The organism is Nocardia rhamnosiphila NBRC 108938 (assembly GCF_000720425.1).
GTDB classification, from domain to species: domain Bacteria; phylum Actinomycetota; class Actinomycetes; order Mycobacteriales; family Mycobacteriaceae; genus Nocardia; species Nocardia rhamnosiphila.
In genome coordinates, this window is record NZ_JOAJ01000005.1 from 214,387 (window position 1) to 239,011 (window position 24,625).

General features: G+C 67.9%; 21 protein-coding genes. 14 read left to right on the plus strand and 7 right to left on the minus strand.

The genetic code is table 11. The features are described from left to right. Positions 1-15 precede the first annotated feature (15 nt). Together IG75_RS0118730 and IG75_RS0118735 are read right to left on the minus strand one after the other, a co-directional pair. Entirely contained in the window at positions 16-564 is a 549-nt protein-coding gene (locus IG75_RS0118730) for a hypothetical protein (protein ID WP_030522780.1), read from the minus strand. Then, on the minus strand, positions 561-839 hold the full coding sequence (locus tag IG75_RS0118735; protein WP_030522779.1) for a helix-turn-helix transcriptional regulator: 279 nt from the start codon (positions 837-839) through the stop codon (positions 561-563). Before IG75_RS0118735 ends, IG75_RS0118730 begins: the two co-directional genes overlap by 4 nt. 117 nt (positions 840-956) lie before the next feature. Here IG75_RS0118735 and IG75_RS0118740 point away from each other — a divergent pair, with 117 nt between their 5' ends. The 6 genes from IG75_RS0118740 to IG75_RS0118765 all read left to right on the plus strand — a co-directional run bounded on the left by IG75_RS0118740 (position 957) and on the right by IG75_RS0118765 (position 6,653). Next, positions 957-1,814 (plus strand): aldo/keto reductase, encoded by an 858-nt coding sequence (locus IG75_RS0118740; protein WP_036514518.1) that lies wholly within the window; start codon positions 957-959, stop codon positions 1,812-1,814. A gap of 149 nt (positions 1,815-1,963) precedes the next feature. Then, complete coding sequence (locus IG75_RS0118745) at positions 1,964-2,689, plus strand: enoyl-CoA hydratase (RefSeq protein ID WP_030522777.1); 726 nt, start codon at positions 1,964-1,966, stop codon at positions 2,687-2,689. After that, positions 2,689-3,834 carry an MBL fold metallo-hydrolase gene (locus IG75_RS0118750; RefSeq protein WP_036514691.1) on the plus strand — a complete coding sequence of 382 codons (1,146 nt, stop codon included), beginning with the start codon at positions 2,689-2,691 and terminating at the stop codon, positions 3,832-3,834. The genes IG75_RS0118745 and IG75_RS0118750 overlap by 1 nt, the downstream gene beginning before the upstream one ends. 34 nt (positions 3,835-3,868) lie before the next feature. Next, a complete protein-coding gene (locus IG75_RS0118755; protein ID WP_030522775.1) occupies positions 3,869-4,111 on the plus strand; it encodes an antitoxin in 243 nt (80 codons plus the stop codon). Positions 4,112-4,161: 50 nt separating this feature from the next. Further along, entirely contained in the window at positions 4,162-6,384 is a 2,223-nt protein-coding gene (locus IG75_RS0118760) for an ATP-dependent DNA ligase (RefSeq protein ID WP_036514516.1), read from the plus strand. 86 nt (positions 6,385-6,470) lie between these two features. Further along, positions 6,471-6,653, plus strand: a complete 183-nt coding sequence (locus tag IG75_RS0118765; RefSeq protein WP_030522773.1) for an antitoxin — start codon at positions 6,471-6,473, stop codon at positions 6,651-6,653. A gap of 6 nt (positions 6,654-6,659) precedes the next feature. Here IG75_RS0118765 and IG75_RS0118770 read toward each other — a convergent pair whose 3' ends face one another. Together IG75_RS0118770 and IG75_RS0118775 are read right to left on the minus strand one after the other, a co-directional pair. Further along, complete coding sequence (locus IG75_RS0118770) at positions 6,660-7,394, minus strand: CbiQ family ECF transporter T component (protein WP_030522772.1); 735 nt, start codon at positions 7,392-7,394, stop codon at positions 6,660-6,662. Then, positions 7,391-9,508: an ABC transporter ATP-binding protein gene (locus IG75_RS0118775; RefSeq protein WP_051714764.1), complete on the minus strand. Its 2,118-nt coding sequence runs from the start codon at positions 9,506-9,508 to the stop codon at positions 7,391-7,393. Before IG75_RS0118775 ends, IG75_RS0118770 begins: the two co-directional genes overlap by 4 nt. A 230-nt stretch (positions 9,509-9,738) precedes the next feature. Here IG75_RS0118775 and IG75_RS0118780 point away from each other — a divergent pair, with 230 nt between their 5' ends. Continuing rightward, on the plus strand, positions 9,739-10,653 hold the full coding sequence (locus tag IG75_RS0118780) for a cation diffusion facilitator family transporter (protein ID WP_281181631.1): 915 nt from the start codon (positions 9,739-9,741) through the stop codon (positions 10,651-10,653). Between the two features lie 41 nt (positions 10,654-10,694). Beyond that, positions 10,695-11,747: an AraC family transcriptional regulator gene (locus IG75_RS0118785; RefSeq protein ID WP_030522769.1), complete on the plus strand. Its 1,053-nt coding sequence runs from the start codon at positions 10,695-10,697 to the stop codon at positions 11,745-11,747. Positions 11,748-11,753: 6 nt separating this feature from the next. On the opposite strand, the gene IG75_RS0118790 is transcribed toward IG75_RS0118785, so the two are convergent. After that, positions 11,754-12,530 carry a metallophosphoesterase gene (locus IG75_RS0118790; protein ID WP_030522768.1) on the minus strand — a complete coding sequence of 259 codons (777 nt, stop codon included), beginning with the start codon at positions 12,528-12,530 and terminating at the stop codon, positions 11,754-11,756. Between the two features lie 699 nt (positions 12,531-13,229). Next, on the minus strand, positions 13,230-13,976 hold the full coding sequence (locus IG75_RS0118800; protein ID WP_030522766.1) for an RluA family pseudouridine synthase: 747 nt from the start codon (positions 13,974-13,976) through the stop codon (positions 13,230-13,232). Positions 13,977-14,246: 270 nt separating this feature from the next. Here IG75_RS0118800 and IG75_RS0118805 point away from each other — a divergent pair, with 270 nt between their 5' ends. The 6 genes from IG75_RS0118805 (at position 14,247) to IG75_RS0118830 (ending at position 23,396) form a co-directional block, all read left to right on the plus strand. Then, on the plus strand, positions 14,247-15,485 hold the full coding sequence (locus tag IG75_RS0118805) for an MFS transporter (RefSeq protein WP_030525822.1): 1,239 nt from the start codon (positions 14,247-14,249) through the stop codon (positions 15,483-15,485). Between the two features lie 133 nt (positions 15,486-15,618). Continuing rightward, entirely contained in the window at positions 15,619-19,308 is a 3,690-nt protein-coding gene (locus tag IG75_RS0118810; RefSeq protein WP_030522764.1) for a nitrate reductase subunit alpha, read from the plus strand. After that, complete coding sequence (narH, locus tag IG75_RS0118815) at positions 19,308-20,987, plus strand: nitrate reductase subunit beta (protein WP_030522763.1); 1,680 nt, start codon at positions 19,308-19,310, stop codon at positions 20,985-20,987. The genes IG75_RS0118810 and narH overlap by 1 nt, the downstream gene beginning before the upstream one ends. After that, on the plus strand, positions 20,984-21,763 hold the full coding sequence (gene narJ / locus IG75_RS0118820; protein WP_063834168.1) for a nitrate reductase molybdenum cofactor assembly chaperone: 780 nt from the start codon (positions 20,984-20,986) through the stop codon (positions 21,761-21,763). Before narH ends, narJ begins: the two co-directional genes overlap by 4 nt. Continuing rightward, the gene (gene narI / locus IG75_RS0118825) at positions 21,760-22,524 is read left to right on the plus strand and encodes a respiratory nitrate reductase subunit gamma (protein WP_030522761.1); all 765 of its coding nucleotides are present in this window, start codon (positions 21,760-21,762) and stop codon (positions 22,522-22,524) included. The genes narJ and narI overlap by 4 nt, the downstream gene beginning before the upstream one ends. 119 nt (positions 22,525-22,643) lie before the next feature. Beyond that, positions 22,644-23,396 carry a 2'-5' RNA ligase family protein gene (locus IG75_RS0118830; RefSeq protein WP_051714717.1) on the plus strand — a complete coding sequence of 251 codons (753 nt, stop codon included), beginning with the start codon at positions 22,644-22,646 and terminating at the stop codon, positions 23,394-23,396. Here the strand turns inward: IG75_RS0118830 and IG75_RS0118835 are convergent. After that, positions 23,346-24,605, minus strand: a complete 1,260-nt coding sequence (locus IG75_RS0118835) for a helix-turn-helix domain-containing protein (protein WP_156059009.1) — start codon at positions 24,603-24,605, stop codon at positions 23,346-23,348. The two genes, IG75_RS0118830 and IG75_RS0118835, sit on opposite strands and share 51 nt — an antisense overlap. Between the last annotated feature and the right edge of the window lie 20 nt (positions 24,606-24,625).

Sequence of the window (24,625 nt, forward strand, 5' to 3'; positions counted from 1 at the left end):
GCGGGCCGCCGGCGATCAGTTCTCCGGTTCGGGCTCGGCTCGGTTCCAGGCCAGGATCATGGCGGGGGCGCAGCCGCCGGCGAGCACGGTCGCCAGGACCATCACGCCGCCGGCGTAGGCGGTGCGGAACGCGTCCGCTTCGGGGAACAGCGCCCCGCTCCAGACCAGATACATCATCGGGAACACCGTCAGGCCCTGGGTGACGGACAGTCCGAACGACCGGGCTTTCTCACGCTGGGCGAACTCCATTTCGTCCAGCGTTTCCGCCGGGGCGTTGTCCTGGGCCTGCGAAACGATCCGCAGCATCGTCCAGGCCGGCAGGAAGACCAGTGCGCTGAGACCGGCGAACAGCGCGGCCCATGCCACGCCGAACGCGCAGAGTAGGCCGGTGACGAAGAGGACGGCGAGCGCGGTGATCACCAGCACCACCAGGGCCCGGCGGCGGCGGGTGGTGCGCCAGCCCGGCAGCATCCCGGCGATCTGCTTCTCCCGGACCAACCAGCGCCGTACGCGGTAGGCCTGGTATCGGTCGAGCAGGGTTTTCGGTTCGGTGGCGGCGGTCATGGCTGCTGTCCTTTCTCGCGGGCGTACACCTCGGCCGATAGGGGAGTGAACTCGGTTCGGGAGAACACCGCCTCCACCGGCAGCCGGAACACCTCGCATATCCGCAGGGCGAGATCCAGGCTCGGGTAGTGGTTGCCGCGTTCGAGTGCGCCGATTGTCTGGGGGTTGACGTTCACTGCTTCGGCCAGGGTCGCTCGCGACATCCGGTGTTCGGCCCGCAGTACTGCGATCCGATTGAAGATCGGTAGTGTTTCCCCGCGCCTTACTGGGCTCACGCAATGAAGTGTTGTAAAAACACAACGATATGTCAAGTAGATCCATAGCCGAGCGATTGATGGACACGGACCGCTCGTTCGTTGACCTGCCGCCGAAGCGCTTCTACCGTCGAGGCGGTGACCACTAGACGTGAGACCGGTGTAGTTCCTCCGATCGTGTTGAACGACGGGAGTCTTATCCCACAGCTCGGTTTCGGGGTGTTCCAGGTTCCGGCGGACCAGGTGTTCGACACCGTCACCGCCGCGCTGAACGCGGGTTACCGCAGTATCGACACTGCGGCGATCTACGAGAACGAAGAGGGCACCGGGCGTGCCATCAGGCATTTCGGCCTACCCCGCGACGAGGTCTTCGTCACCACGAAACTGTGGAACGCCGACCAGGGTTACGACTCCACCCTGCGCGCGTTCGACGCGAGTATGCAGCGGCTCGGGCTCGACTACCTGGACCTGTATCTCATCCACTGGCCGGTACCCGCCGCGAATCGTTTCGTGGACACCTTCCGCGCGTTCCAGCGCTTGAAGGCCGACGGCCGGGTCCGTTCCATCGGGGTCTCCAATTTCCGGATCCCCGATCTGGAGCGGCTCATCGCCGAAACCGGGGAGACCCCCTCGGTGAACCAGATCGAGTTGCACCCCCGGCTGACCCAGCCCGAACTGCGCGATTACCACGCCGAGCACGCCATCGCCACGGAGGCGTGGAGTCCGCTCGGCCAGGGCACGGTACTCGACGATCCGGTGATCACCCGGATCGCCGGCGAGGTGGACCGCACGCCGGCGCAGGTGATCATCCGCTGGCATCTGCAACTCGGCAATGTGGTGATCCCGAAATCGGTGACCCCGGCCCGGATCCTGGAGAACTTCGACATTCTCGGGTTCGAATTGTCGGCCGATCAGATACAGGCGATCTCCGCGCTGAACTCCGGGTCCCGCACCGGCGCCGACCCGGAGACCTTCGCTTTCGGCCTGGAGAACTGAACCGGGTGCCGGTAGCCGCGCGGCCGCCGGCCGGGCGGCCATGAGCCGTGTCGCCTTCCCCGGGCGAGTGACGCTCCTGTGGCAGAGTGGGCAGTAGCGCCTCGTTATCGGCGGTTGTATCGGTATACGTTCAGCGGGGAAGGACACACATGCTCGGGGTCAGCCGTGACGGCGACGTCGTCACCATCGAACTACAACGCGAGGAACGGCGTAACGCGCTGAACCTGGACCTGGTCATCCGGCTGCGGGAGGCGCTGTCCAATGCCCGCCTCGATTCCCGGGCGATCGTGATCACCGGTAGCGGATCGGTGTTCAGCGCGGGCGCGGATCTGGACGGTGTGTACTCCACCGAGTTTCTCGACGCCCTGCTGGACATGCTGCACGAGGTCGAGTCCATGCCGGTCCCGGTGATCGCGGCGTTGAACGGTCCGGCACTGGGCGCGGGCGTGCAATTGGCGATGGCGGCGGATCTGCGGGTGATGGCCCAGGACTCCTACCTCGCCATACCGGCCGCGAAACTGGGCATCTCGGTGGACCGCTGGACCACGCGCCGGCTGGTCTCATTGATCGGCGGGGGCCCCGCCCGGACCGTGCTCCTCGCCGCCGAGCCGATCTCGGCCTCCGACGCCTACACCTTCGGTTTCGCGAATCGCCTCGGCACGGTGGCCGACGCCCAGGGCTGGGCGAAGTCCATCGCCGAGCTGGCGCCGTTGTCACTGCGGCACCTGAAACTCGAACTCAACGACGACGGCACCCGGGATCCGGCCAACCGCGAACAGCAGGCCGCTTTGGAGGCAGCATGGTCCAGCGCGGATGCGGAAGAGGGCAGGCAGGCCCGGCAGGAGAAGCGTCCCGCCAAGTTCGTGGGCAAATGATGAAGGCCCGCACTGTCGCCACCGCGGCGGCCGGTCTCGCCGGAATGACCGTCTTCGGCTGGGTGGCCCGAGCCCTGGACGGATTGCCGGCCGCGCTCGGCGCGTCCGTCTCCGCCATCGCGCCCACCGCCACGGGGGCGCGAAGTTATCGTGACCGCCAGTTCCACAACACCGAACCCGCGGCCCCGATCGTCGTGCGCGAGAACCCGACCGGCCTGTTGTCCATGGTGACCGGTATGCGCGCCGGCCGGCCGAAGGACGCGGTGCCGCTGGCCCGGCCCGAGCATCCGGATGTGGCCGCCGATCTGGCGGTCACCTGGTATGGGCATGCCAGCGCGCTGATCGAGATCGACGGGTACCGGGTGCTCACCGACCCGGTGTGGAGCGAGCGCGTCTCCCCCTCCCGGCTGGTCGGCCCGGCCCGCATCCATCCCGTCCCGGTGGCGCTGGAGGAGCTGCCGCGGGTGGACGCGGTGGTCATCTCACACGACCACTACGACCACCTGGACGCCGACACCATCGCCACGCTGGTCCGCACCCAGCAGTCGGTTTTCGTGGTGCCGATCGGTGTCGGCGCGCATCTGCGGCACTGGGGCGTGCCGGAGGCGCGGATCGTCGAATTGGACTGGAACTGTTCGTATTCATTGTCCGCGGCCGACGGTGACCGTCCCGAACTCACCATCATCTGTGCCGAGGCCCGGCATTTCTCCGGTCGTGGGCTGGTCCGCAACACCACGCTCTGGGCGGGCTGGGCACTGGTCGGCCCGAAACATCGCGCCTATTTCGGTGGAGACACCGGATTCACCAAGGCGTTCGCGGCCACGGGCGCGCAGTGGGGTCCGTTCGATCTGACTCTGCTGCCGATCGGCGCCTACGACCCGCACTGGGCCGATATCCACATGAATCCGGAGGAGGCGGTGCGCGCGCACGCCGATCTGTGCCTCGGTGAACCGGAGCACGGCGTCCTGGTGCCGATCCATTGGGCGACGTTCAACCTCGCGCCTCATCCCTGGGCCGAACCGGTCCGCCGGCTGGTGGACGCGGCCGCGGCGGCGGCCACCGAGATCGCGGTCCCGGTGCCCGGGCAGCGGCTCGATCCGCGTGACCTCCCGCCGGAGCGCCGGTGGTGGGAAGATATGGAGTGAACACTTCCGCACAGTGACAGGGAAGGAATCGGCTATGAGCTTGATGGAAAACCTGAAGAATCTGGTCGGCAAGGGGCAGGAGACAGCTGCCAAGAACTCGGACAAGATCAACCAGGCGGTCGACAAGGCCGGGGATTTCCTCGACCAGAAGACCAAGGGGAAGTACTCGGACAAGATCCAGAAGGGTAAGGAAGCCGCCCGCAAGGTGGTTCCACCGGAGCACCCGGACAGTGGCCCGGGCCGGCCCGGCGGACCGGGCCCGGATTCGCGTCCGTGACGTACGGCGCGGCGCCGAACGGGGTTGTCCGCCCGCGGATGTGATCCGGCGTGCGCCGGAGTTTCGGAGGCGAGCCGGGCGGGCCGGATATCGAGGTCCGGCTGAGCAACCCGGACAAGGTGCTGTATCCGGCGACAGGCACCACCAAGGGCGAGGTGCTCGAGTACTACGCCGAGATCGCCCCGGCCATGCTGCCGCATATGGCGGGCCGGCCGGTCACCCGCAAACGCTGGCCCGACGGTGTCGGCGCGTCCGCCTTCTTCGAGAAGAACCTGGCCGCCGGCACCCCGTCCTGGGTGCCGCGCCGCACCCAGCGGCATTCCGGCCGACCGGTGACCTACCCGGTGATCTCCTCGCAGGCCGGGCTGGTCTGGCTGGGGCAGCAGGCCGCGCTGGAGATCCATGTGCCGCAGTGGCGCTTCGACGGTGACGAGCGCGGCCCGGCGACCCGGCTGGTATTCGATCTCGATCCCGGGCCGGGCGCGGGGCTGCCCGAATGCGCGCGGGTGGCGCTGGGCATCCGGGATATGGTCGGCGAGATCGGGATGCGCGCCTACCCGCTGACCAGCGGCAGCAAAGGAATCCACCTCTACGTTCCATTGGATCGCACGCTCGGCCCGGGTGGTGCGTCGACGGTGGCCAAACAGGTGGCGGAGAACCTGGAGAAACTGCTGCCCGATCTGGTGACGGCCACCATGGCGAAGAAGGTCCGCGCGGGCAAGGTGTTCCTGGACTGGAGTCAGAACAATCCGGCGAAGACCACGATCGCGCCGTATTCGCTGCGCGGCCGCGAGGTTCCGAATGCCGCGGCGCCGCGCAGCTGGGACGAGATCGAGGACGGGACGGCGCTCCGGCAGTTGCGTTTCGACGAGGTGCTGCGCCGGTATCGGTCCGACGGTGACCTGCTCGCCGGGCTGGACCCGCCGCTCGACGATGCGCTGACGAAGTACCGGTCCATGCGGGACCCGGCCCGGACTCCCGAACCGGTACCCGCCGAATCGCCCCGCAGCGGCACAGGGGATCGGTTCGTCGTCCACGAACACCACGCGCGCCGCCTGCACTGGGACGTGCGGCTCGAACGAGAAGGCGTCCTGGTCTCGTGGGCGGTGCCCAAGGGCCCACCGGACAGCCCGCGCCAGAACCGTCTCGCTGTGCACACCGAGGACCATCCGCTGGAATACCTGGATTTCCACGGCACGATCCCGTCCGGCGAGTACGGCGCAGGAGAGATGTCGGTATGGGACACCGGCACCTACCGGGCCGAGAAGTGGCGGGACGACGAGGTGATCGTGGTGCTGCGCGGAACCCGGTTGAACGGCCGGTACGCGTTGATCCGTACCGAGGGCGATCAGTGGCTCATGCATCTGATGAAGGATCAGCCGGCGCCCGCGGGCGACCTGCCCCGCGGTCTGGCGCCCATGCTGGCCAGCAGCGGTGACGTTTCGGCGCTACCGGAATCGGAGTGGGTGTTCGAGCGCAAATGGGACGGCTTCCGGCTCATCGTGGAGGTCGAGGCGGGTGAGCTCCGGTTGCGCAGCCGTACCGGCAACGATGTGACCGCGCAGTATCCGCAGCTCGCGGAGCTGGCCGCCGATCTGGACGGGCACCAGGTGGTGCTGGACGGGGAGATCATCGTCCGCGACCCGGACGGCGCGGTGAACGTCGCGCTGCTGAAGGCGAATCCGCGGCGGGCGGAATTCGTGGCCTTCGATCTGCTCTACCTGGACGGCACCTCGCTGCTGCGCAAACGCTACCGCGACCGCCGCCGGGTCCTGGAAGCCCTCGCCGCGACCGCGCCCGCCCTGCGGGTGCCCCCGCCGTACGAGGGCAGCGGCGCGGACGCGGTGCGGCAGAGCGAACAGGACGGGGTGGAAGGGGTCGTCGCCAAGAAGGTCGATTCGGTGTACCTGCCCGGGACCCGCGGCCGGACCTGGGTGAAGCAGCGCAATTGGCGCACCCGGCAGGTGGTGGTCGGCGGAATGCGCCGCAGCCGGGCCCGTCCGTTCGCGTCACTGCTGGTGGGCATTCCCGCCGAGGACGGGCTGGTGTACGCGGGACGGGTGGGCACCGGATTCGGGGACGCGGGTATGCGCGAGCTGGCCGCACGGTTGCACCGGCTGGAACGCAAGACCAGCCCGTTCGTCAACGAGATGTCGGCCGACGAACGCCGCGACGCCATCTGGGTCACGCCGAAGGTGGAAGGCACTGTGCGCTTCATGGATTGGACCGAGACCGGCCGGCTCTGGCATCCGGCGTGGCTGGGCGAACTGTGACCGCTGTCGCCACCGGTGATGTCGCCCGTGTGTCGAATCCGCTGGGTACTGTGATGTTCGAGCGAATTCGAGCAAGGAGTACGACGATGGATTTCAAGGGCCTGGCGAACAAGGCATTGGGTTTGGCGCGCAAGAATGCCGACAAGGTCGAGCCGCTGATCGAGAAGGTCGGCGACGCGGTGGACAAGAAGACCGGCGGCAAATACGCGGGGCAGGTGGACAAGGCGCAGGAGGCGGCCCGTAAGGCCGTGCGCGACCAGAAGAAATAGAGCCTCTTACCGCAGGATCTCCACGAGCAGGGCTCCGGCGCAGACCGCTACCACCACTGCCAGGGCGAGGGCATCGTTGCGGCCGGGGGATGCCGGGCGGGCGGTCAGCTGTCCTGTCCCCCCGCGGGCGGTGATCGCTTCGCCCAGTTCGCCGGCCCGCCGGGTGGATACCGCCATGGCGGCGGTGAGGATATCGATCACCGGGTCGGTGGTGCGGTGCAGTAGATCGGGTTTGGGGCGCAGGCGGCGGGCGGCACGCAGGATACGGATCTCCTCGAGCAGCAGCGGGAGGCCGCGCAGGGTCAGCGCCACCACCACGGCCAGTTCGTCCACCGGGACCCGCAGGCGGCGCAACGGCCGGCCGAGAGTGGCCAGGGCGGGGGCGATTTCGCTCATGGGGGTGGTCCAGGCGATGAGCATGGACGCGGCCACCAGGATCAACCCGAACACCACCACCTGCGCGTACCGCAGTACGGCGGTGCCGCCGACGGGCACATTGATCAGCGCGCCCAAGGCGATCAGCAGCCAGAACAGTAACGGCAGGCGGGGCAGGACCCCCAGTGGTAGCCGGGCCACGAGGCCGATCGCGATCAGGAACACGATCATGATGCCGAGGATCGGCCAGCTCGGCAGGATCATCAGCAGCAGGCTGATCAGGAACGCGGCGATCATCTTGGTTCCGGCCCACAGGTTGTGGACCGGACTGGCCACCGGGACCCGGCGCAGCAGGACGGTACTCATCGGGTGCCTCCGTGGTCGATGCCGTGGGCGTCGCCGCCGCGCAGCCGCCAGGCCGCGCCCGGGGCGGGCCGGTGTGCCGGATCGGGCGGGTGGACCGCCGGAATGGGTGTGGTGTCGACTTCCGCGCCGGGCACGGCGGCGGCCGCCGTCTCGGTTTCCGGGATACGGCCCGCGCGCAGGTGGACGGTGCGATCGCAGATGGCCGACACATCCTCGACATCATGGGAGATGACGATCAGCGTGAGCCCCGAATCGCGGAGCCGGGCCAGTAGTTCGACGATATCGGCGCGGCCCTCGGGATCCAGCCCGGCCAGCGGTTCGTCCAGCACCACCACCTGCGGGTGGGCGGCGACGATGGCGGCCAGTACCACCCGTTTGGCCTGACCGCCGCTGAGTTCTTCGATGGACCGGGTGGTCAGGGAGCGGTCCAGGCCGACGGCGTCCAGGGCTTTGCCCACGGTGCCCGAACCGGTGCCCTCGCCACGCCAATCGGCGACTTCCTCGCCGACGGTATGCCGTTGCAACTGCAGCCGGGAGTGCTGGAAGGCCAGTTCCACCCGCCCGATCTGCTTACTGACCGGTTTGCCCGCCAGCTCGCAGCGTCCGGTGCTGGGCGCGATGAGTCCGGCCATGATCCAGGCCAGCGTCGATTTCCCGGACCCGTTGCCGCCGACCACCAGCAGCGCTTCCCCGCGGCGGACCGCCAGGTCGACACCGTGCAGCGCGGGCGCCTCCCACGGTGTGCCCCGGTTGTAGGTGTGCCGGACACCGCGCAATTCGAGCAGCGTCTCGCCCATCGGGCGGCGGCGCTGGGCACGGGCCGGCTTCGGCCAGGCGGGCAGCCGGTCGACCATCCGTCCGGCGGCCAGGTGCACCACCCGGTCGGCGGCGTCGGCGTCGGCTTCGTGATGGGTCACCAGGACGACGGCCATGGCATGCCGTTTCGGCAGCCCGGCCAGCAGCGTCACCAGTTCGCGGCGGCCGTCCGGGTCGATCATGGAGGTGGCTTCGTCGGCGATGAGCAGGGCCGGGCGCCGGGCCAGCGCCGCTGCCACCGCCAGTCGCTGCTGCTGGCCACCGGACAGGGTGGCGGTCTCCCGGCCCCCCATTCCGTCCAGTCCGACCTCGTGCAGCAGGGCGTCGATATCCACTTCGGCCGCGAGAGCGGTGGGTAGACCCCAGACCACATCATCGGCGACCAGCACGCCCAGCGTCTGACTTTCCGGCCGCTGCAGGACCAGCGCCGTACCGCCCAGATGGCCGAGTCCGGCGGACCCGGGGCGTTCGACCATGCCGCTGCTCGGCGGCAGCCCCGCAAGCAGCCGGGTCAGGGTCGATTTACCGGACCCGTTGTGGCCGACCACCGCGACGAACTCACCGACCTCGACCCGCAGATCGACACCGGTCAACGCGTCGGCGGCGGCGCCGGGGTATCGGTATCCGGCCGCGCGCAGGGCCACCGGCAAGGGTGCGATCGGGCGGTCGTCGGCGGGGGCGTCGAGGCGGTCGGTGCCGGGGAGCCAGGCGAGGCGGTCCAGGACAGAGCCGAGCACGAACCACGAGACCAGTGCGGTGACCACGGTCCCGGCCAGGACGGTGCCACCGATATAGAGCCACCACCACTGCAGGACCACATCGGTGACGTGCAGGACGCCGCGGCCGAGGGGTTCCAGGTGCTGCTGGCGGGAGGTGAGTTCGGCCAGGCCGGTCGCGGTGTTGCGGACGGTGTCGAAGAGCAGGTCGCGGGTGGCCGAGAAGGCCAGCAGGAAGCCGACCGAGAAAGCGCCCCAGGCGACGCCGGCGAGCACCGACAGCCCGGTGACCGCGACGATACCGCCGTGGCGGCGTTTGACCGTGCCGACGATGCCACCGATGGTGGCGGTGGCGACCATCGCCATGGCGGCGGTGAGACCGGCCGCCACGAAGGTGACCAGGGCGGCCGAGATCGAGGCGGTGAGCACGGTCCGGAATCGGTAGCGGTGTGCGAGCAGACCCATGGGCACGGCCGCGACCAGTTGCAGGGCGGCCGCGAACGGGATCACGGCGCCGACGGTCACCAGTCCGACGGTGACGCCGCCGAGTACCGCGCCGGTGGCGAGCTCGATCGGGCGCAGCGCACTGCCGCGCCGGGACCCGTCCGGCGCGGTGCCGTGGTCGCTTCCGCCGTGCCCGCCGCCGCCGGGCCCGGGCGCGCCGAGCACGGGCGCGCCGAGCACGGGCGCGCCGGGTTCGCCGGGGCGGGGGGCTGCGGACTGGTCGCTCACGTACTCGAGTCTGCCAGCCTGGCGGGTGGGCGCGAATCGAAGGTATTGCAAGCATGCGCATTGACGCATATGTTTGTCGCGTGGGACATGATCATACGCATCACGTATCGCCGGAGAGCGCCTCGGGAAAATATGTCGGCCGCCTGGGGCTCGCGCTGGCCATCGGCCTGGGATTCATGCTGGTCGAGCTGGTGGTCGCGCTGGCCACCGGTTCGCTGGCGCTGCTGTCGGACGCCGCCCATATGCTCACCGATGTCGTGGGTATCGCCATGGCGCTGTCGGCCATCATGCTCGCCCGCAATACCCGGCCCAGCTACACCCGCACCTTCGGCTACTACCGGGCCGAGGTGATCGCCGCGCTCGCCAACGCTGTCCTGCTGTTCGCGGTCGCCGGGTACGTACTGATCGAGGCGGTGCGCCGGTTCGGGGAACCGCCGGAGGTGCCCGGCGGGCCGGTGCTGGTCGCCGGTGTCATCGGCCTGCTGGCCAATATCGCGGCCTTCCTGCTGCTGCGGCGCGGGGCCGAGGAGAGCCTCAATGTGCGCGGCGCCTATCTCGAGGTACTGGCGGATATGGTCGGGTCGTTCGGCGTGCTGCTGTCCGCGGCGATCACGCTGACCACCGGCTGGCTCTACGCCGATATGATCGTCGGCGTCGCCATCGGCCTGTGGGTGCTGCCCCGGACCTATCTGCTGGCCCGGCGCTCGTTGCGCATTCTGTTCCAGCACAGTCCCGAAGAGCTCGACGTCGAGAAGGTGGCGGCCGAACTGGCCGCGGTCCCCGGGGTCTGCGATGTTCACGACCTGCACGTCTGGACATTGACCTCCGGTATGGAGGTCGCCTCGGCCCATATCACCACCACGGGATCCGATTCCGGTGACGAGATACTGCGCGCGGCCCAGCGCCTGCTCGCCGACCGCTTCCACATCCACCACGCGACCCTCCAGGTGGAGACCACCGATACCGCCCGCCGGTGCGCGGAGCTTTCTTGGTGACCACATAGTGATCAATCGAGATATTCGGCCATAATGTCGGCATGGTGCAACGTCCGTCGATCCGGGACTGGGACTTCCCCAGGGGAGTCGCCAGTGTCGCGCTCATGGCCGGATACGGCGCGGAGCACGGAGTTCCCGTCACCGCACTGCTGCGCGGTACCGATCTCACCGAAGCCCGGCTGCACGACCCGGACGCCCAGATCGACGCGCACACCGAACTCGCGGTGGTGCGTAACCTGGTCCGCGAACTCGACCGCCCCGGTATGGGCATCGAGGTGGGCCGGCGCTACCGCATCACCACCTTCGGCATCTTCGGTTTCGCCTGTGTCAGCAGCCCCACCCTGGCCGAGGCGATCGATTTCGCCCTGCGCTACCTCGAACTGAGCTTCACCTTCTGCCTGCCGGTGACCCAGTGGGAGCACGGGGAATTCATCGGCCGCATCCACGACGAATCGGTGCCCGCCGACGTCCGCCAGTTCCTGGTCGAACGCGATGTGACGGCCATGCACCAGGTGATGAGCGATCTGCTGGGCCGGCACCTGGCCCTGCTGCGCGCCGAATTCCGGTTCCCCGAACCGCCCTACGCCGACCTGATCGCCGAGGTGACCGTGGCCCGGCCGCGTTTCGGGCAGCCGCACAACCTGGTGGCCATCGACCCGGCGATCCTGGACCGGCCGCTACCACAGGCCAACGAGCACACGCTGGCCATCTGCCTGGCACAGTGCCGGGATCTGGTGCACCGGCGGCGGGCGAGAACCGGTATCGCCGCGGAGGTGCGCGCGCGGCTGGTGCCCCGCGGCGGTATGGACGGACTCACCGCGCCGCCCGGTATCGACACGGTGGCCGCCGACCTGAACATGAGCACCCGCACCCTGCGCCGGCACCTCGACGCGGCCGGTACCAGCTACCGGGCCCTGCTGGACGAAGTACGCCAGGCCCTCGCGGAGGAGATGCTGACCACCACCCCGCTCTCGGTGAGCGATGTGGCGATCCGGCTCGGCTACGCGGAGGCCTCGACCTTCATCTACGCGTTCCGGCGCTGGACCGGCGGCACCCCCGCCGCCTACCGGCGGGCCCGCGCCGGCCGGTACTGAACCGGATCAGAACGGCGTACCGATCCAGCCGCCCATCGGGACACTGCGGAAATGGGTGATCAGCCGATGCTCGTCGTCGATGACGTGCAGCGCGACCGCCGGGTCCGGCGCGTAGTCCATCACCCGCTCGGGCGGGGCGAGTTCCCATTCGCCGCCCAGTACGGAGGCGGTACTCGGGCCCATGAGCAGCGGACGTCCGGCGAAGGTGGCGACCGCGGCGGTGTGCGCGTGCCCGGTCAGCGTGCCGATGATCCGCTCGTCGCCGGTGATGACGGCGGCCAGCCGCTCCGGCCCGGCCAGCGCGATGGGATCCACGATCGGGCTGTGCAGGAAAACCGGGGGATGGTGCAGCGCCAGCAGCACGGCATCATCGGCGGGAGTGTCGGCGAGGGTCTCGTGCAACCAGTCGTAGGTCTCGTCGGTCAGCCGCCCACCGGACTGCCCGGGAACACTGGAATCGAGCAGGATCAGCGTGACACTGCCGACCCGGTGCACCTGATTGACCGTGTCGTCGAGCGGGGGAGCGCCGAGCAGCACCTCCCGGAACGCCGGCCGTTCGTCGTGGTTACCCGGAATCGCCAGCACCGGTAGGTCGGCCTGCAGCGCGGCCCGGGCCTCGGCGTACTCCTCGGGTTTGCCGGAATCGGTGATATCGCCGGTCACCACGATCACATCGGGCCGCCGCCGCAGATCCGCGAGGTAGGCCATGACCCGCTGCGCGCGTTCGACGTTACGGGTGCCGAGGTCGAAATGTGGATCACTGATCTGAGCCACCAAGATCATCGGACGCTCCTGTGCTTATTGGCGCCGCCTTCGGCGTCGCGGGGTCGAGGCCCCCGCAGGTCCCGCCGTTCAGCCCTCGAGACTCGCGGCTTCGCCGCATGCGCTTCGAGGGCTGAACGGCGGGACGGGCCTCGACCCTTTCAGGGTCTCGTAAGACTCGACACCGCGTGGGGGTCCGGTCCGGTGCTGGGTTCATCGACCGTGGGGCCCGGTCCGGTGCTGGGTCCTTCGACCAGCTTAGGGGAGTTGGCCAGTGCAAATGGTGCGGGTATGAGGGAGCACACCACCCGGGCGGGGTGCTGCGGGATGTGGCCGGGATCGCTGCAATTCAGGCATGGCCGGGAACCCAGTGGCCGGCCCTGGCGCTGACCGCCGTCGCCGTGAGACGCCTCGGTATCAGCCGAGGCGGGGCCGGAAAGAAATAGTCCGCCCGCGGACCCGGGACGGGTAGCAATCGCAGCCGGGTGTCGAGGACCACGGCCGCAACCGGTCCGGGCGGTCCGGCAAGCCCAGCGTGGGACAGCGGGCCTTGAACTCGGCCACGCTCTGAAAGAAACAGACGACCTTGCCGTCCTTGGAACGGCGATCGGTTCGCCGGGTGTGCGCACGGGCACCGGAGTCGAAGAACTCTGCGGCCTCGGCCACCGACATGTCGAGGCGTTCACGATGGCCCGGCGGTGGCCGCACAGTATCCGGGATTCACCAAGGCCCGGGCAGGGCGGGCGGCGGGCCGGGGAGTGGTGACCAGAAGTCGGCGCCGGGCGTGGCCTCCAGCTCCAGTCTGCCGTCGGGGCGCCATTCGGCGGCCAGGCCGAGGCGCCAGGAGTGCAGATGGGCGCGCGGGATCGTGCCGGAGCGGTCGAACAGGGGATCGCCCAGGATGGGGTGGCCGATCCAGGCCAGGTGTACGCGTAGCTGGTGGCGGCGGCCGGTGATCGGACGCAGCGCTACGACGGTGTGCCCGGGGCGCCGGGCGAGGACGGTGAACTCGGTGGTCGAGGGGTAGTTCTTGGTGTGCAGCAGATCCGTGTCGGCGACGGACCAGCGGTCGCCGACACGCCGGATCGTTTCGCGCGGGGCGGCGACCCGGACGCGGTTCTTGCGTCCCACGCCGAGCGGAAGATCGATGATCCCGGTGCCGGGGAGTTCGGCGGCACCGGCGTCGACGATCGCCAGGTAGACCTTTTCGGCGGTCTGCTTGTTGAACTGGCGGGTCAGCGGGCCGTGGGCGGACAGTTCCCGGGCGAACAGGATGAGACCCGAGGTCACCTTGTCGATCCGGTGGACCGGGTACAGCTTCTCGCCGTGCGCCTCGGCGGCTTCCACGATATCGATATCGTGGCGTTCCCCGGTGACCGATATCCCGGCCGGTTTGTTCAGGGCCAGGACCGCCTCGTCCTCGAGGAGCAGGCTGCGGGCGCGCAGCTCGGGCCAGTCGATATCCACCGGTCGAGCCTAGGAGCCGACGACGGGGTTCGGTCGAGCAGGCTCCGCCGGTGATATCACGCCACTCCCGGAATCCCGAGTGAGCTGTGAGTCGAGGCCCGTAGAAGGCACAATGGCGACAGCAGGCCGTAAGTCAGTGATATCGCGATAACGGTGGTTCGGGAGGGCCCGGCCTTCCCGGCCGCGTTCGATGACCGAATCGCCCGTCGAGCGGTGGGACCAGGTGTCCACCGGGCGCGAGAGCTAGCCGGACCGATCTCCCCAGGAGTGATGGTGGCCTCTTCGACCCCGCTGAATCCCGGCCGAGCGATGGCCGGCGACCGTACCGTGACCGGCGGGCGCACCCTGATGCTGGTCCTGGCCACAGTGGGTTTCGCGCTCAATTTCTGGGCGTGGGCACTGCTGAGCCCGCTGGCGCCGCGGTTCCGCGACGACCTCGGGCTGAATTCCTTCCAGGAGTCGCTGGTGGTGGCCGTTCCGGTGATCGTGGGTTCGCTGGGCCGGATCCCGATCGGTGCGCTGGCCGACCGCTACGGCGGGCGCCTGATGTTCCCGGTGGTTTCGCTGATCACGGTGCTGCCCGTCCTGTTCCTGGGCCTGGTCGGGCATTCCGCGTTGGCAGCCCTGCTGATCGGCGGTTTCTTCCTCGGTATCGGCGGCACGGTGTTCGCGGTCGGCGTGCCGTTCGTGAGCGCCTGGTTCCCGCCCGAGAAGCAGGGGCTGGCGATCGGTGTGTACGGGATGGGCATGGGCGGGACCGCGATCAGCGCCCTGACCACGGTCCGTCTGGTGGAGGCGGGCAATACCGCCACACCGTTCCTGCTGTGCGCGCTCGCGCTGGTGATCTACGCGAGCGTCGCCTGGTATCTGCTGCGTGACGCCCCCGGCCACACCCCGCCCACCGAATCCGTCACCGCCCGGCTGAACCAGACCGTGCGACTACCCGCCACCTGGGCGGCTTCGGTGCTCTACGCCGTCTCCTTCGGCGGCTTCGTGGCCTTCTCCGTCTACCTGCCCTCTTATCTGCGCACCGCCTACGACCTGTCCCAGACCGACGCGGCCAACCGTATGGCCGGGTTCGTGCTGCTCGCGGTGGTCATGCGGCCGGTCGGCGGTTGGCTGGCGGATCGGTTCGACGCGCCGACGGTCCTCGCCGCCACGCTGTGTGCCGTGGTGATCGCCGCCTCGGTGCAGGCCACGACCCCGGGCCTGGCGCCGACCGGCACCCTCGCATTCCTCGTGCTGGCCGCCGCGCTCGGCGCCGGCAGCGGCGCCACCTTCGCGCTGGTCGCCCTGATCGCGCCCGCGGGCAAGGTCGGGGCGGTCACCGGTTTCGTGGGGGCCGCCGGTGGGCTGGGCGGCTTCGTGCCGCCGCTGGTGATGGGCGCCGTCTACGAGGCGACCGCCGACTACGGCCCGGGTCTGCTGGCGCTCGCGGTGGTGGCCCTGGTCGCGCTGCTGTTCACGCTGATCGTGGTGCGCCACCAAGTGGAGCGGAACCACACATGAGAGGCGGTACCGCCGCCTTCCCTGTGGTCTCCGCCGACGTCTGTACCCGTCGCGAAGGAGTTTCCATGAGGCGGTACCTCCGCCGGTGCTGCGCCTTCCGCGGACCGTATGTACACACTTCCAGGGAGGTTTCATGACGCACCGCGGCCCGGGGCGGGCGGGGCTCGACGACGAACTGACCGATGCGCTGGTAGGCACCCGGCGGTTCTTCACCCGTGCGCAGATCTCCCCGGATCGGCGTTCGATGTTCGAGGTGGGCGGGCGGCAGGCGGACGAGTTCTATCGGGACCGCTGGAGTCACGACAAGGTGGTGCGTTCCACGCACGGCGTGAACTGCACCGGGTCGTGTTCCTGGAAGATCTATGTCAAGGACGGGATCATCACCTGGGAGACCCAGCAGACCGACTATCCGTCGGTGGGCCCCGACAAACCCGAATACGAGCCGCGCGGTTGTCCGCGTGGGGCCGCGTTTTCCTGGTACACATACTCGCCGACCCGGGTGCGCTACCCGTATGTGCGGGGTGTGCTGCTGGAGATGTATCGCGCGGCGAAGGCCGCCACCGGGGACCCGGTGACCGCCTGGGAAACGATTGTCGAGGACCTGGATTCGGCGCGGCGGTACAAATCCGCGCGCGGCAAGGGCGGTCTGGTGCGGGCCACGTGGGACGAGGCGACCGAGATGATCGCGGCCGCGCATGTATACACCATCGCCCGGTACGGCCCGGACCGGATCGCGGGGTTCTCGCCCATTCCGGCCATGTCCATGGTGTCGCACGCCTCCGGGTCTCGATTCGTCTCACTGGTGGGCGGGACGATGCTGTCCTTCTACGACTGGTACGCGGATCTGCCGGTGGCCTCGCCGCAGGTGTTCGGCGACCAGACCGATGTCCCGGAATCGGGGGACTGGTGGGACGCGGGCTATCTGATCATGTGGGGGTCGAATCTGCCGGTGACCCGGACGCCGGACGCGCACTGGATGGCCGAGGCCCGCTATCGCGGGCAGAAGGTGGTCGCGGTCTCCCCGGACTATGCCGACAATGTGAAGTTCGCCGACGAATGGCTGGCCCCGCATCCCGGTACCGACGGCGCGCTGGCCATGGCGATGGGGCAGGTGGTGCTGCGCGAGTTCTTCGTGGAACGCGAGGTGCCGTATTTCACGAGCTATGTGCGCCAGTTCACCGATCTGCCGTTTCTGGTCCGGCTGGAGGAGACCGACGGCGGCTACGCCCCGGGCAAGTTCCTGACCGCCGCCGACCTCGACGAGCACGCCGGGGTGGAAAACGCCGCGTTCAAAACGGTGGTACTCGACGCGGACGGCCGCCCGGTGGTCCCGAACGGTTCGGTCGGTTACCGCTACGGCGAAGCCGGGGTGGGGAACTGGAATCTCGATCTCGAGGGTGTGGTGCCCCGGCTGACACTGTTCGGCGAGACGGCGGTACCCGTGCTGTTGCCCCGGTTCGACACCGCGGCCGGTGACGACACGACGATCCGGCGGGGCGTACCGGTGCGGCGGGTGAACGGCCATCTGGTCACCACGGTGTTCGACCTGATGCTGGCGCAGTACGGGGTGCACCGGGACGGCCTGCCCGGGGCCTGGCCCGTCGACTACGACGATTTCTCCCACCCCTACACCCCGGCCTGGCAGGAAACGATCACCGGTGTCCCGGCCGCGGCGGTCCTGCGGATCGCGCGTGAGTTCGCGGCCAATGCCGAGGAGAGCCACGGCCGCTCGATGATCATCATGGGCGCCGGGACCAACCACTGGTTCCACTCCGACACGATCTACCGCGCATTCCTCACCCTGACCACCCTCACCGGATGCCAGGGCGTGAACGGCGGTGGCTGGGCGCACTATGTGGGCCAGGAGAAATGCCGGCCGGTCACCGGATGGACACAGCTGGCCTCGGCCCTCGATTGGTCGCGACCGCCACGGCAGATGATCCAGACCGCCTTCTGGTACCTGCATTCCGACCAGTTCCGTTACGACTGGTTCGGTGCCGACAAACTTTCGGCCGGTTCAGGCGCCGGGCGGCTGGCGGGGATGAGCACCGCCGATGTGATCGCGCAATCCGCGCGGCTGGGCTGGATGCCGTCGTATCCGACCTTCGACCGCAACCCACTGGAACTGGCCGATTCCGCCGCGGCCGAGGGCGGCTCGGTGGCGGGCTATGTGGTCTCCGAACTGCGTTCGGGACGGATGCGTTTCGCCTGCGAGGATCCCGACGCCCCGGAGAACTTCCCGCGGATACTGAATGTGTGGCGGGCCAACCTGCTCGGTTCCTCGGCCAAGGGCAACGAGTACTTTCTCGAACATCTGCTGGGCACCGAATCGTCGCTGCGCGCCAAACCCACTCCGGCCGGCGCGCGCCCGCGTGATGTGGTGTGGCGGCCGGACGCGCCGCGCGGCAAACTCGACCTGCTGCTGACCCTGGATTTCCGGATGACCAGCACCACCCTGTTCTCCGATATCGTGCTGCCCGCCGCGACCTGGTACGAGAAGCACGATCTCAACACCACCGATATGCATCCGTTCGTGCACTCGTTCAACCCCGCCATCGCACCGCCCTGGCAGACCCGCACCGATTGGGACGCCTTTCGGGCGATCGCCGAGAAGTTCAGCGAACTCGCCGGCCCGCGGCTCGGGGTCCGCAAGGATGTGGTGGCGGTGCCGCTGTTGCACGACACCCCGGACGAACTGGCCACCCCGCACGGCCGGGTCGCGGACTGGAAAACCGGCGATGTGGAACCGGTCCCCGGGGTCACCATGCCGAAACTGGTGGTGGTCGAGCGTGATTACGGCGCGATCGCGGCGAAGATGAACGCGCTGGGCCCGCTGGCGGAGAAACTCGGCGGCACCACCAAAGGGGTCACCTTCGATTTCGGGCCGGAGGTCGAATACCTGCGGCACAAGAACGGCGTGATCCGCGGCGGACCGGCCGACGGGCGGCCGTCGTTGCAGCGCGGTATCCAAGCGTGTGAGGCGATCCTGGCGCTGTCGGGTACCACCAACGGGCGCCTGGCCACCGCGGGTTTCCGCACTCTCGAACAGCGCACCGGTATGCGGCTGGTCGATCTGGCCGCCGAGCACGAGGGCAAACAGATCACCTTCGCCGATACCCAGGCCGCTCCGGTACCGGTGATCACCTCACCGGAATGGTCGGGGTCGGAAACCGGGGGTCGCCGGTATTCGCCGTTCACCATCAATATCGAACGCCGCAAACCCTGGCATACATTGACCGGCCGCCAGCATTTCTATCTCGACCACGACTGGATGACCGAACTCGGTGAGGGACTGCCGGTATACCGGCCGCCGCTGAATATGGCCGCGCTGTTCGGCGAACCCGTGCTCGGTTCGACGGGGGAGCTGGGTGTGACCGTCCGCTATCTCACCCCGCACAGCAAATGGTCCATCCATTCCGAATACCAGGACAACCTGTTCATGCTGAGCCTTTCGCGCGGCGGGCCCACCATCTGGATGGCGCCCGCGGACGCGGCGACCATCGGGGTGGCCGACAACGAATGGGTCGAGGCGGTCAACCGCAACGGTGTGGTGGTGGCCCGGGCGGTGGTCTCGCACCGCATGCCCGCCGGAACCGTGTACATGTACCACGCGCAGGACCGGCTCATCGATGTGCCGATCAGCGAGACCTCCGGGCATCGCGGCGGTGTGCACAATTCGCTGACCCGGCTGCTGGTCAAACCCAGCCATCTCATCGGCGGCTACGCCCAGCTCAGTTTCGCGTTCAACTATCTCGGACCCACCGGTAATCAACGCGACGAGGTGACCGTGATCCGTCGTCGCAGCCAGGAGGTGAGCTATTAATGCGGGTGATGGCGCAGATGGCGATGGTGATGAATCTCGACAAATGTATCGGCTGCCATACCTGTTCGGTCACCTGCAAACAGGCGTGGACGAACCGGTCGGGCGTGGAATACGTGTGGTTCAACAATGTGGAGACCCGGCCGGGACAGGGGTATCCGCGCACCTACGAGGATCAGGATCGGTGGCGCGGCGGCTGGGAGCTGAACTACCGGGGCAGGCTGCAACTCAAAGGCGGCGGCCGGTTGCGCAAATTGTTCACCATCTTCAGCAATCCCATCCTGCCCGCCCTGAGCGATTACTACGAACCATGGACCTACGACTACGAGAATCTGACTACCGCGCCGGCCCAGCGGCACACTCCGGTCGCCCGGCCGAAATCGCTGATCACCGGCCGGGATACGAAAATCGAATGGTCGGCGAACTGGGACGACGATCTCGGCGGCGCACCCGAATTCGGCCACCGGGATCCGCTCCTGCGCAAACTTTCCGAACAGGTGCGTTTCGAATTCGAGCAGACCTTCATGTTCTATCTGCCGCGGATCTGCGAACACTGCCTGAATCCGTCCTGCGCCGCCTCGTGTCCGTCGGGCGCGATCTACAAACGCAGCGAGGACGGCATCGTCCTGGTGGACCAGGACCGGTGCCGGGGCTGGCGGATGTGCGTATCGGGCTGCCCGTACAAGAAGGTCTATTTCAACCACCGCACCGGGAAAGCCGAGAAGTGCACCTTCTGTTTCCCGCGGGTGGAGGTCGGATTGCCGACCGTCTGCGCCGAGACCTGCGTGGGCCGGCTGCGCTATATCGGGCTGGTTCTCTACGACGCCGACAAAGTGCTGGAGGCCGCGGCCACCCCGGAGGAACACGGCCTCTACGAAGCGCAGCGGGAGGTGTTCCTCGACCCCGCCGACCCCGAGGTGCGGCGCGAGGCCGAACGCGCGGGTATCCCGTGGGACTGGGTGGAGGCCGCCGACCGGTCGCCGATCTATGCGCTGATCAACACCTATAAGGTCGCGCTGCCCCTGCATCCGGAATACCGCACCATGCCCATGGTCTGGTACATCCCGCCGCTGTCGCCGGTGGTCGATATCGTGCGCGATACCGGCCACGACGCCGAGGATCACGGCAATCTCTTCGCCGCGATCGAGGCATTGCGAATTCCGGTGGACTATCTCGCGCAGTTGTTCACCGCGGGCGATCCCGGCCCGGTGACCGCGATCCTGCGCCGGCTGGCCGCCATGCGCAGCTATATGCGCGATATCAATCTGGGCCGGGAACCACAGGAGCGTATCGCCGAGGCGGTCGGTATGTCGGGTGAGCAGATCTACGATATGTTCCGCCTGCTGGCCCTGGCCAAATACGACGAGCGCTATGTGATCCCGCCCGCGCACACCGAATCGGCGCACGGGCTGGAAGAACTCGCCACCGAATGCAGCCTCGATTACGAGGGCGGTCCGGGAATGACCGGCTCCGGGCCCTTCGGCGAGAATTCGGGCGGGGTCTCGCCCATTGCCGTGGAGAACTTCCGGATGCTGCGCAACCGGCAGACCTCCGAGACCGCCACCAGCGTCGGCGGCCACGGCCGGGTGAATCTGCTCAACTGGGACGGAAAGGTCCCCGACGGGCTGTTCCCGCCGGAGGGGGTAAACCACCGGCCCGGTGACGCCGAGCGGCCGCGATGAGGGCGACCAGGGCGAATGCCCTCGACCCGGACACCCGGGCCGCCGCCTGGCAGGTGCAGTCCCTGCTGCTCGGCTATCCGGACGACTCCCTGCGCCGCAATCTCGACCTGCTGAGCACGGTGGCGGCGACGCTGCCGCCTCCGGTCGGTGCCCCGCTCACCCGGTTCCTCGGCCATGTTCGAACCCGTTCGGTTTTCGAACTCGCCGCCGACTATGTGGCGACCTTCGACCATCGCAAGCGGTTCAGCCCCTACCTCACGTACTTCGCCTACGGTGACACCCGTAAACGCGGTATCGCCCTGCTGCGGTTCAAGCAGGCGTATCGAGCGGCCGGGTTGGAGATCTCCGAGGAGGAACTGCCCGACCATCTGTCCGTGGTGCTGGAATTCGCCGCGGCCGATAATGCCGAGACCGGGTCGCGGCTGCTCACCGAACATCGGGCCGGTCTCGAGGTGATGCGCCGGGGCCTGCGGGACACCGGTTCACCTTGGGCCGATGTCCTCGACTCGGTCACCGCCACCCTCCCGGCTCTCGCCGGCTCCGAATCGGATGCCGTCGCCCGGCTCATCGCCGCAGGTCCACCGGAGGAAGCCGTTGGCCTGGCGCCGTTCGCCCCGCCGCAGTACCTCCCCGATCCGGTCGTACCACCGGTCCCCGGCGGCGCCTCCGGAGTCACGGAGGCAGCCGCGGGGTATCCAGGATCGTCGGCATTCGAGGTCGGGATCAGACCTCCCCAGCCCGAGAAGCCGCATACGGGTACGGAGGCGCGCCGATGACCGCCGTGCTGCTCGCCGCACCGGGTGAGAACCTCACCGCGGTCGACATCCTGCTGTGGGTCGCCCTGCCCTATGCCGCCATCGCGACCTTTCTGGTGGGCCATTACTGGCGCTACCGCTACGACAAATTCGGCTGGACCACCCGTTCGTCCCAGCTCTACGAGAGCCGCCTGCTGCGCCTGGGCAGCCCGCTGTTCCACTACGGAATCCTGCTGGTGATCGTGGGCCATATCGTCGGTCTGCTGGTCCCGGAGGGCTGGACCGAGGCCGTCGGTGTCAGCGATTCGGTGTACCACGTGGCCTCCGCCAGTCTCGGGATCGTGGCCGGTCTCGCCACCCTCGCCGGAGCGGCCATCCTCATCTACCGCCGCCGCACCACCGGACCCGTCTTCTCCGCGACCACCCGCAACGACAAGATCATGTACGTCCTGCTGCTCGGCACGCTGCTGCTGGGTTTCGGCACTACGCTGGTCAACAATGCCGACAATCACCCGCACGACTACCGGGAGACGGTCTCCCCGTGGTTCCGCTCCATCCTGTCCTTTCGCCCCGATACCGACCTGATCCTCGCCGCGCCCCTCGGTTTCCAGCTGCACGTGATCGCCGCCTGGCTGCTGTTCGCATTCTGGCCGTTCACTCGGTTGGTCCACGTGTTCTCGATGCCGATCGGTTACCTGACCAGGCCCTACATCGTCTACCGCAGCCGCGACCGGGAGTTGGGTTCCCGGCCGGAGCGCCGGGGGTGGGAGCGGATCCAGTAGGCGTTCATTGTTGTCGGGCCCGAGGTTGATCAGCGGCCACGGTATACGGCGCACCCGAGCCCAGCCGGACGTACACTCGCGATCGTGGTCGATTCGAATACGGTCAACCGGCAGCAGAGATGAACGCGAAGGGCCCGTTTCCCCCACTGTTTCCTGCTTCGACCGCTGATGCCCTGGCGATTCGGGAGAATGATTGGTCGGCTTTCCGGCAGCTCGGAAATTTGGCTGACCATTGGACGATCAAGTACTGGGCTCCAGACCGGATCGGGTATTACTGGTACTTGACTTTCGAAGACCTCGAGCTGGCCGCTCTCGCGGGGCAGTGTCAGAAGGGCCTCGAACACGACGGCATCGATTTCGTTCCCCGAGATGGCCTGCACCTGACCCTGCTCGGTCTCGGCCACGCCGACGAGGTATCCGATGAGCAGCTTGCACGGATCATCGCGGTCGCGAGGAATCGCTTGGCCGAGTTCCCGGCCTTCGATCTCGAAATCGGGCCACTGGCAGGGTCCCGCAGCGCGCTGCGCTTCTCTGTTGCTCCATGGGACGAACTGCTGGAACTCCACCGACTCCTACGTGAGGTTACTGCCGCCCACCTGCCTTCCTGCGAACTCGCCGAGACCGCGGGCTTCCGACCGCATCTGGGCATCGGATACATCAACAAGCCGGTCGGCGCCGCGGCTCTGATAAGTGACGTCGAAGGATTGCGCACACTGCGTCCGGTGACTGTCTGCGTTGCCGCTGTCGAATTGGTCGAATTGAGACGAGAAGGGCACGTCTACCGCTGGGCCGTACGGGACAGATTCGCCTTGCGCTGCGCATCACCCCTCGGACGCCGAGAACCGGCGAGCGTTCGTCGACCAAGTGCGTAGTGATTCGAGGTATGCCTGCGATGCTCGCGAAGGAATCGCCTCGATTGCGTGCCCGAACTCGTGCGCTCGCTGCCAAACGGAACGGATCGGGCGGTCTTTCGACGCCTCGAGGGCTTCGATGCCCAACTGGGCCGCACTGTCGATATCGCGCAGGCCGCCTCCGAGCATTGCGGTCGCCCTATCGAGTCGGACGAGCGAATGACTCCACACCGAGTCCGACTGCGCGACGTAATCCTCGACCCGTTCGCCGAACTCGAGGCAACGGCGGAAGTCTCCGGCCGAGAGAAATGCTGTAGCTGCGTTGGCCATCAGACGTGCCTCACCGTAGGCATCGAAGGACAGCGCGGGTGTGAGCCCCGGCCCGGTGCCCAAACTGGCCGCCTTGGCGATCGCCAGATCGATCGCTTCTGCTACACCGGCAGCATCGCCGACCTTTCCGAGAGCTCGCGCCAGGCCGTTCGAATACAGCCGAACCGACTGTGGGCCATCGTTCGCCGCGTCCAGCCCCTCGTAGGCCACTCGAACCGCAGTTGCGTAGTCGCCCTGGTAGTACGCGCAAAAGCTCTCGGTACCTTTTATCCAGGCTCGCAATTCCGCATCGTCCGATAATTCACCGATGACGAGCGCTTCCTTACAGTACATCTTGGCATGGCCGAATCTGCCGCGATTCACCGCCATATAAGCGAGAATTCCCGCCAAGCGACCTGCAACCGCGTACAAAGAGCGCAACTGAGTCGGATTCCGGCGCTGGCGCAGCATGGCCTCGAGCTGCCGCCGCGCATCGATAACGACTGGGGCGAGACGATAGGGCCCGGCGAATTCATAGCGCTCTACAACGTCGTCGACCAAAAGCGCGAGTGCGTCGGGGACCGTTCGGTCCGATTCGATGACACTCAGGTGCTGGATGCGTTGCAGGATCTCGGCGGGGTTCTCGAATGAGTCGGTCGAACCGCCTGCGGGTGTCGATGTATTCGGCGCGGAGAGCGCGACCTCGAACCGTGCCTCCTGATCGGGGCCGAGGTCGCGCAGCAGATCGTCCATGCGCGCGGCGAACTTACCTGACAGTTCGATACTTTCGCGACGCCCTTCCCACTTGCGTACAACCCCCACAGTGAATCCCGCCGTCTCGGCAAAGTCCTCCTGAGTAACACGCAGCGCAGCGGTCCGGAGGGCACGAACCTCTACCCCTGTCCATCTGGTCACGATCATCGTGCTCAGCCCCACCTGTG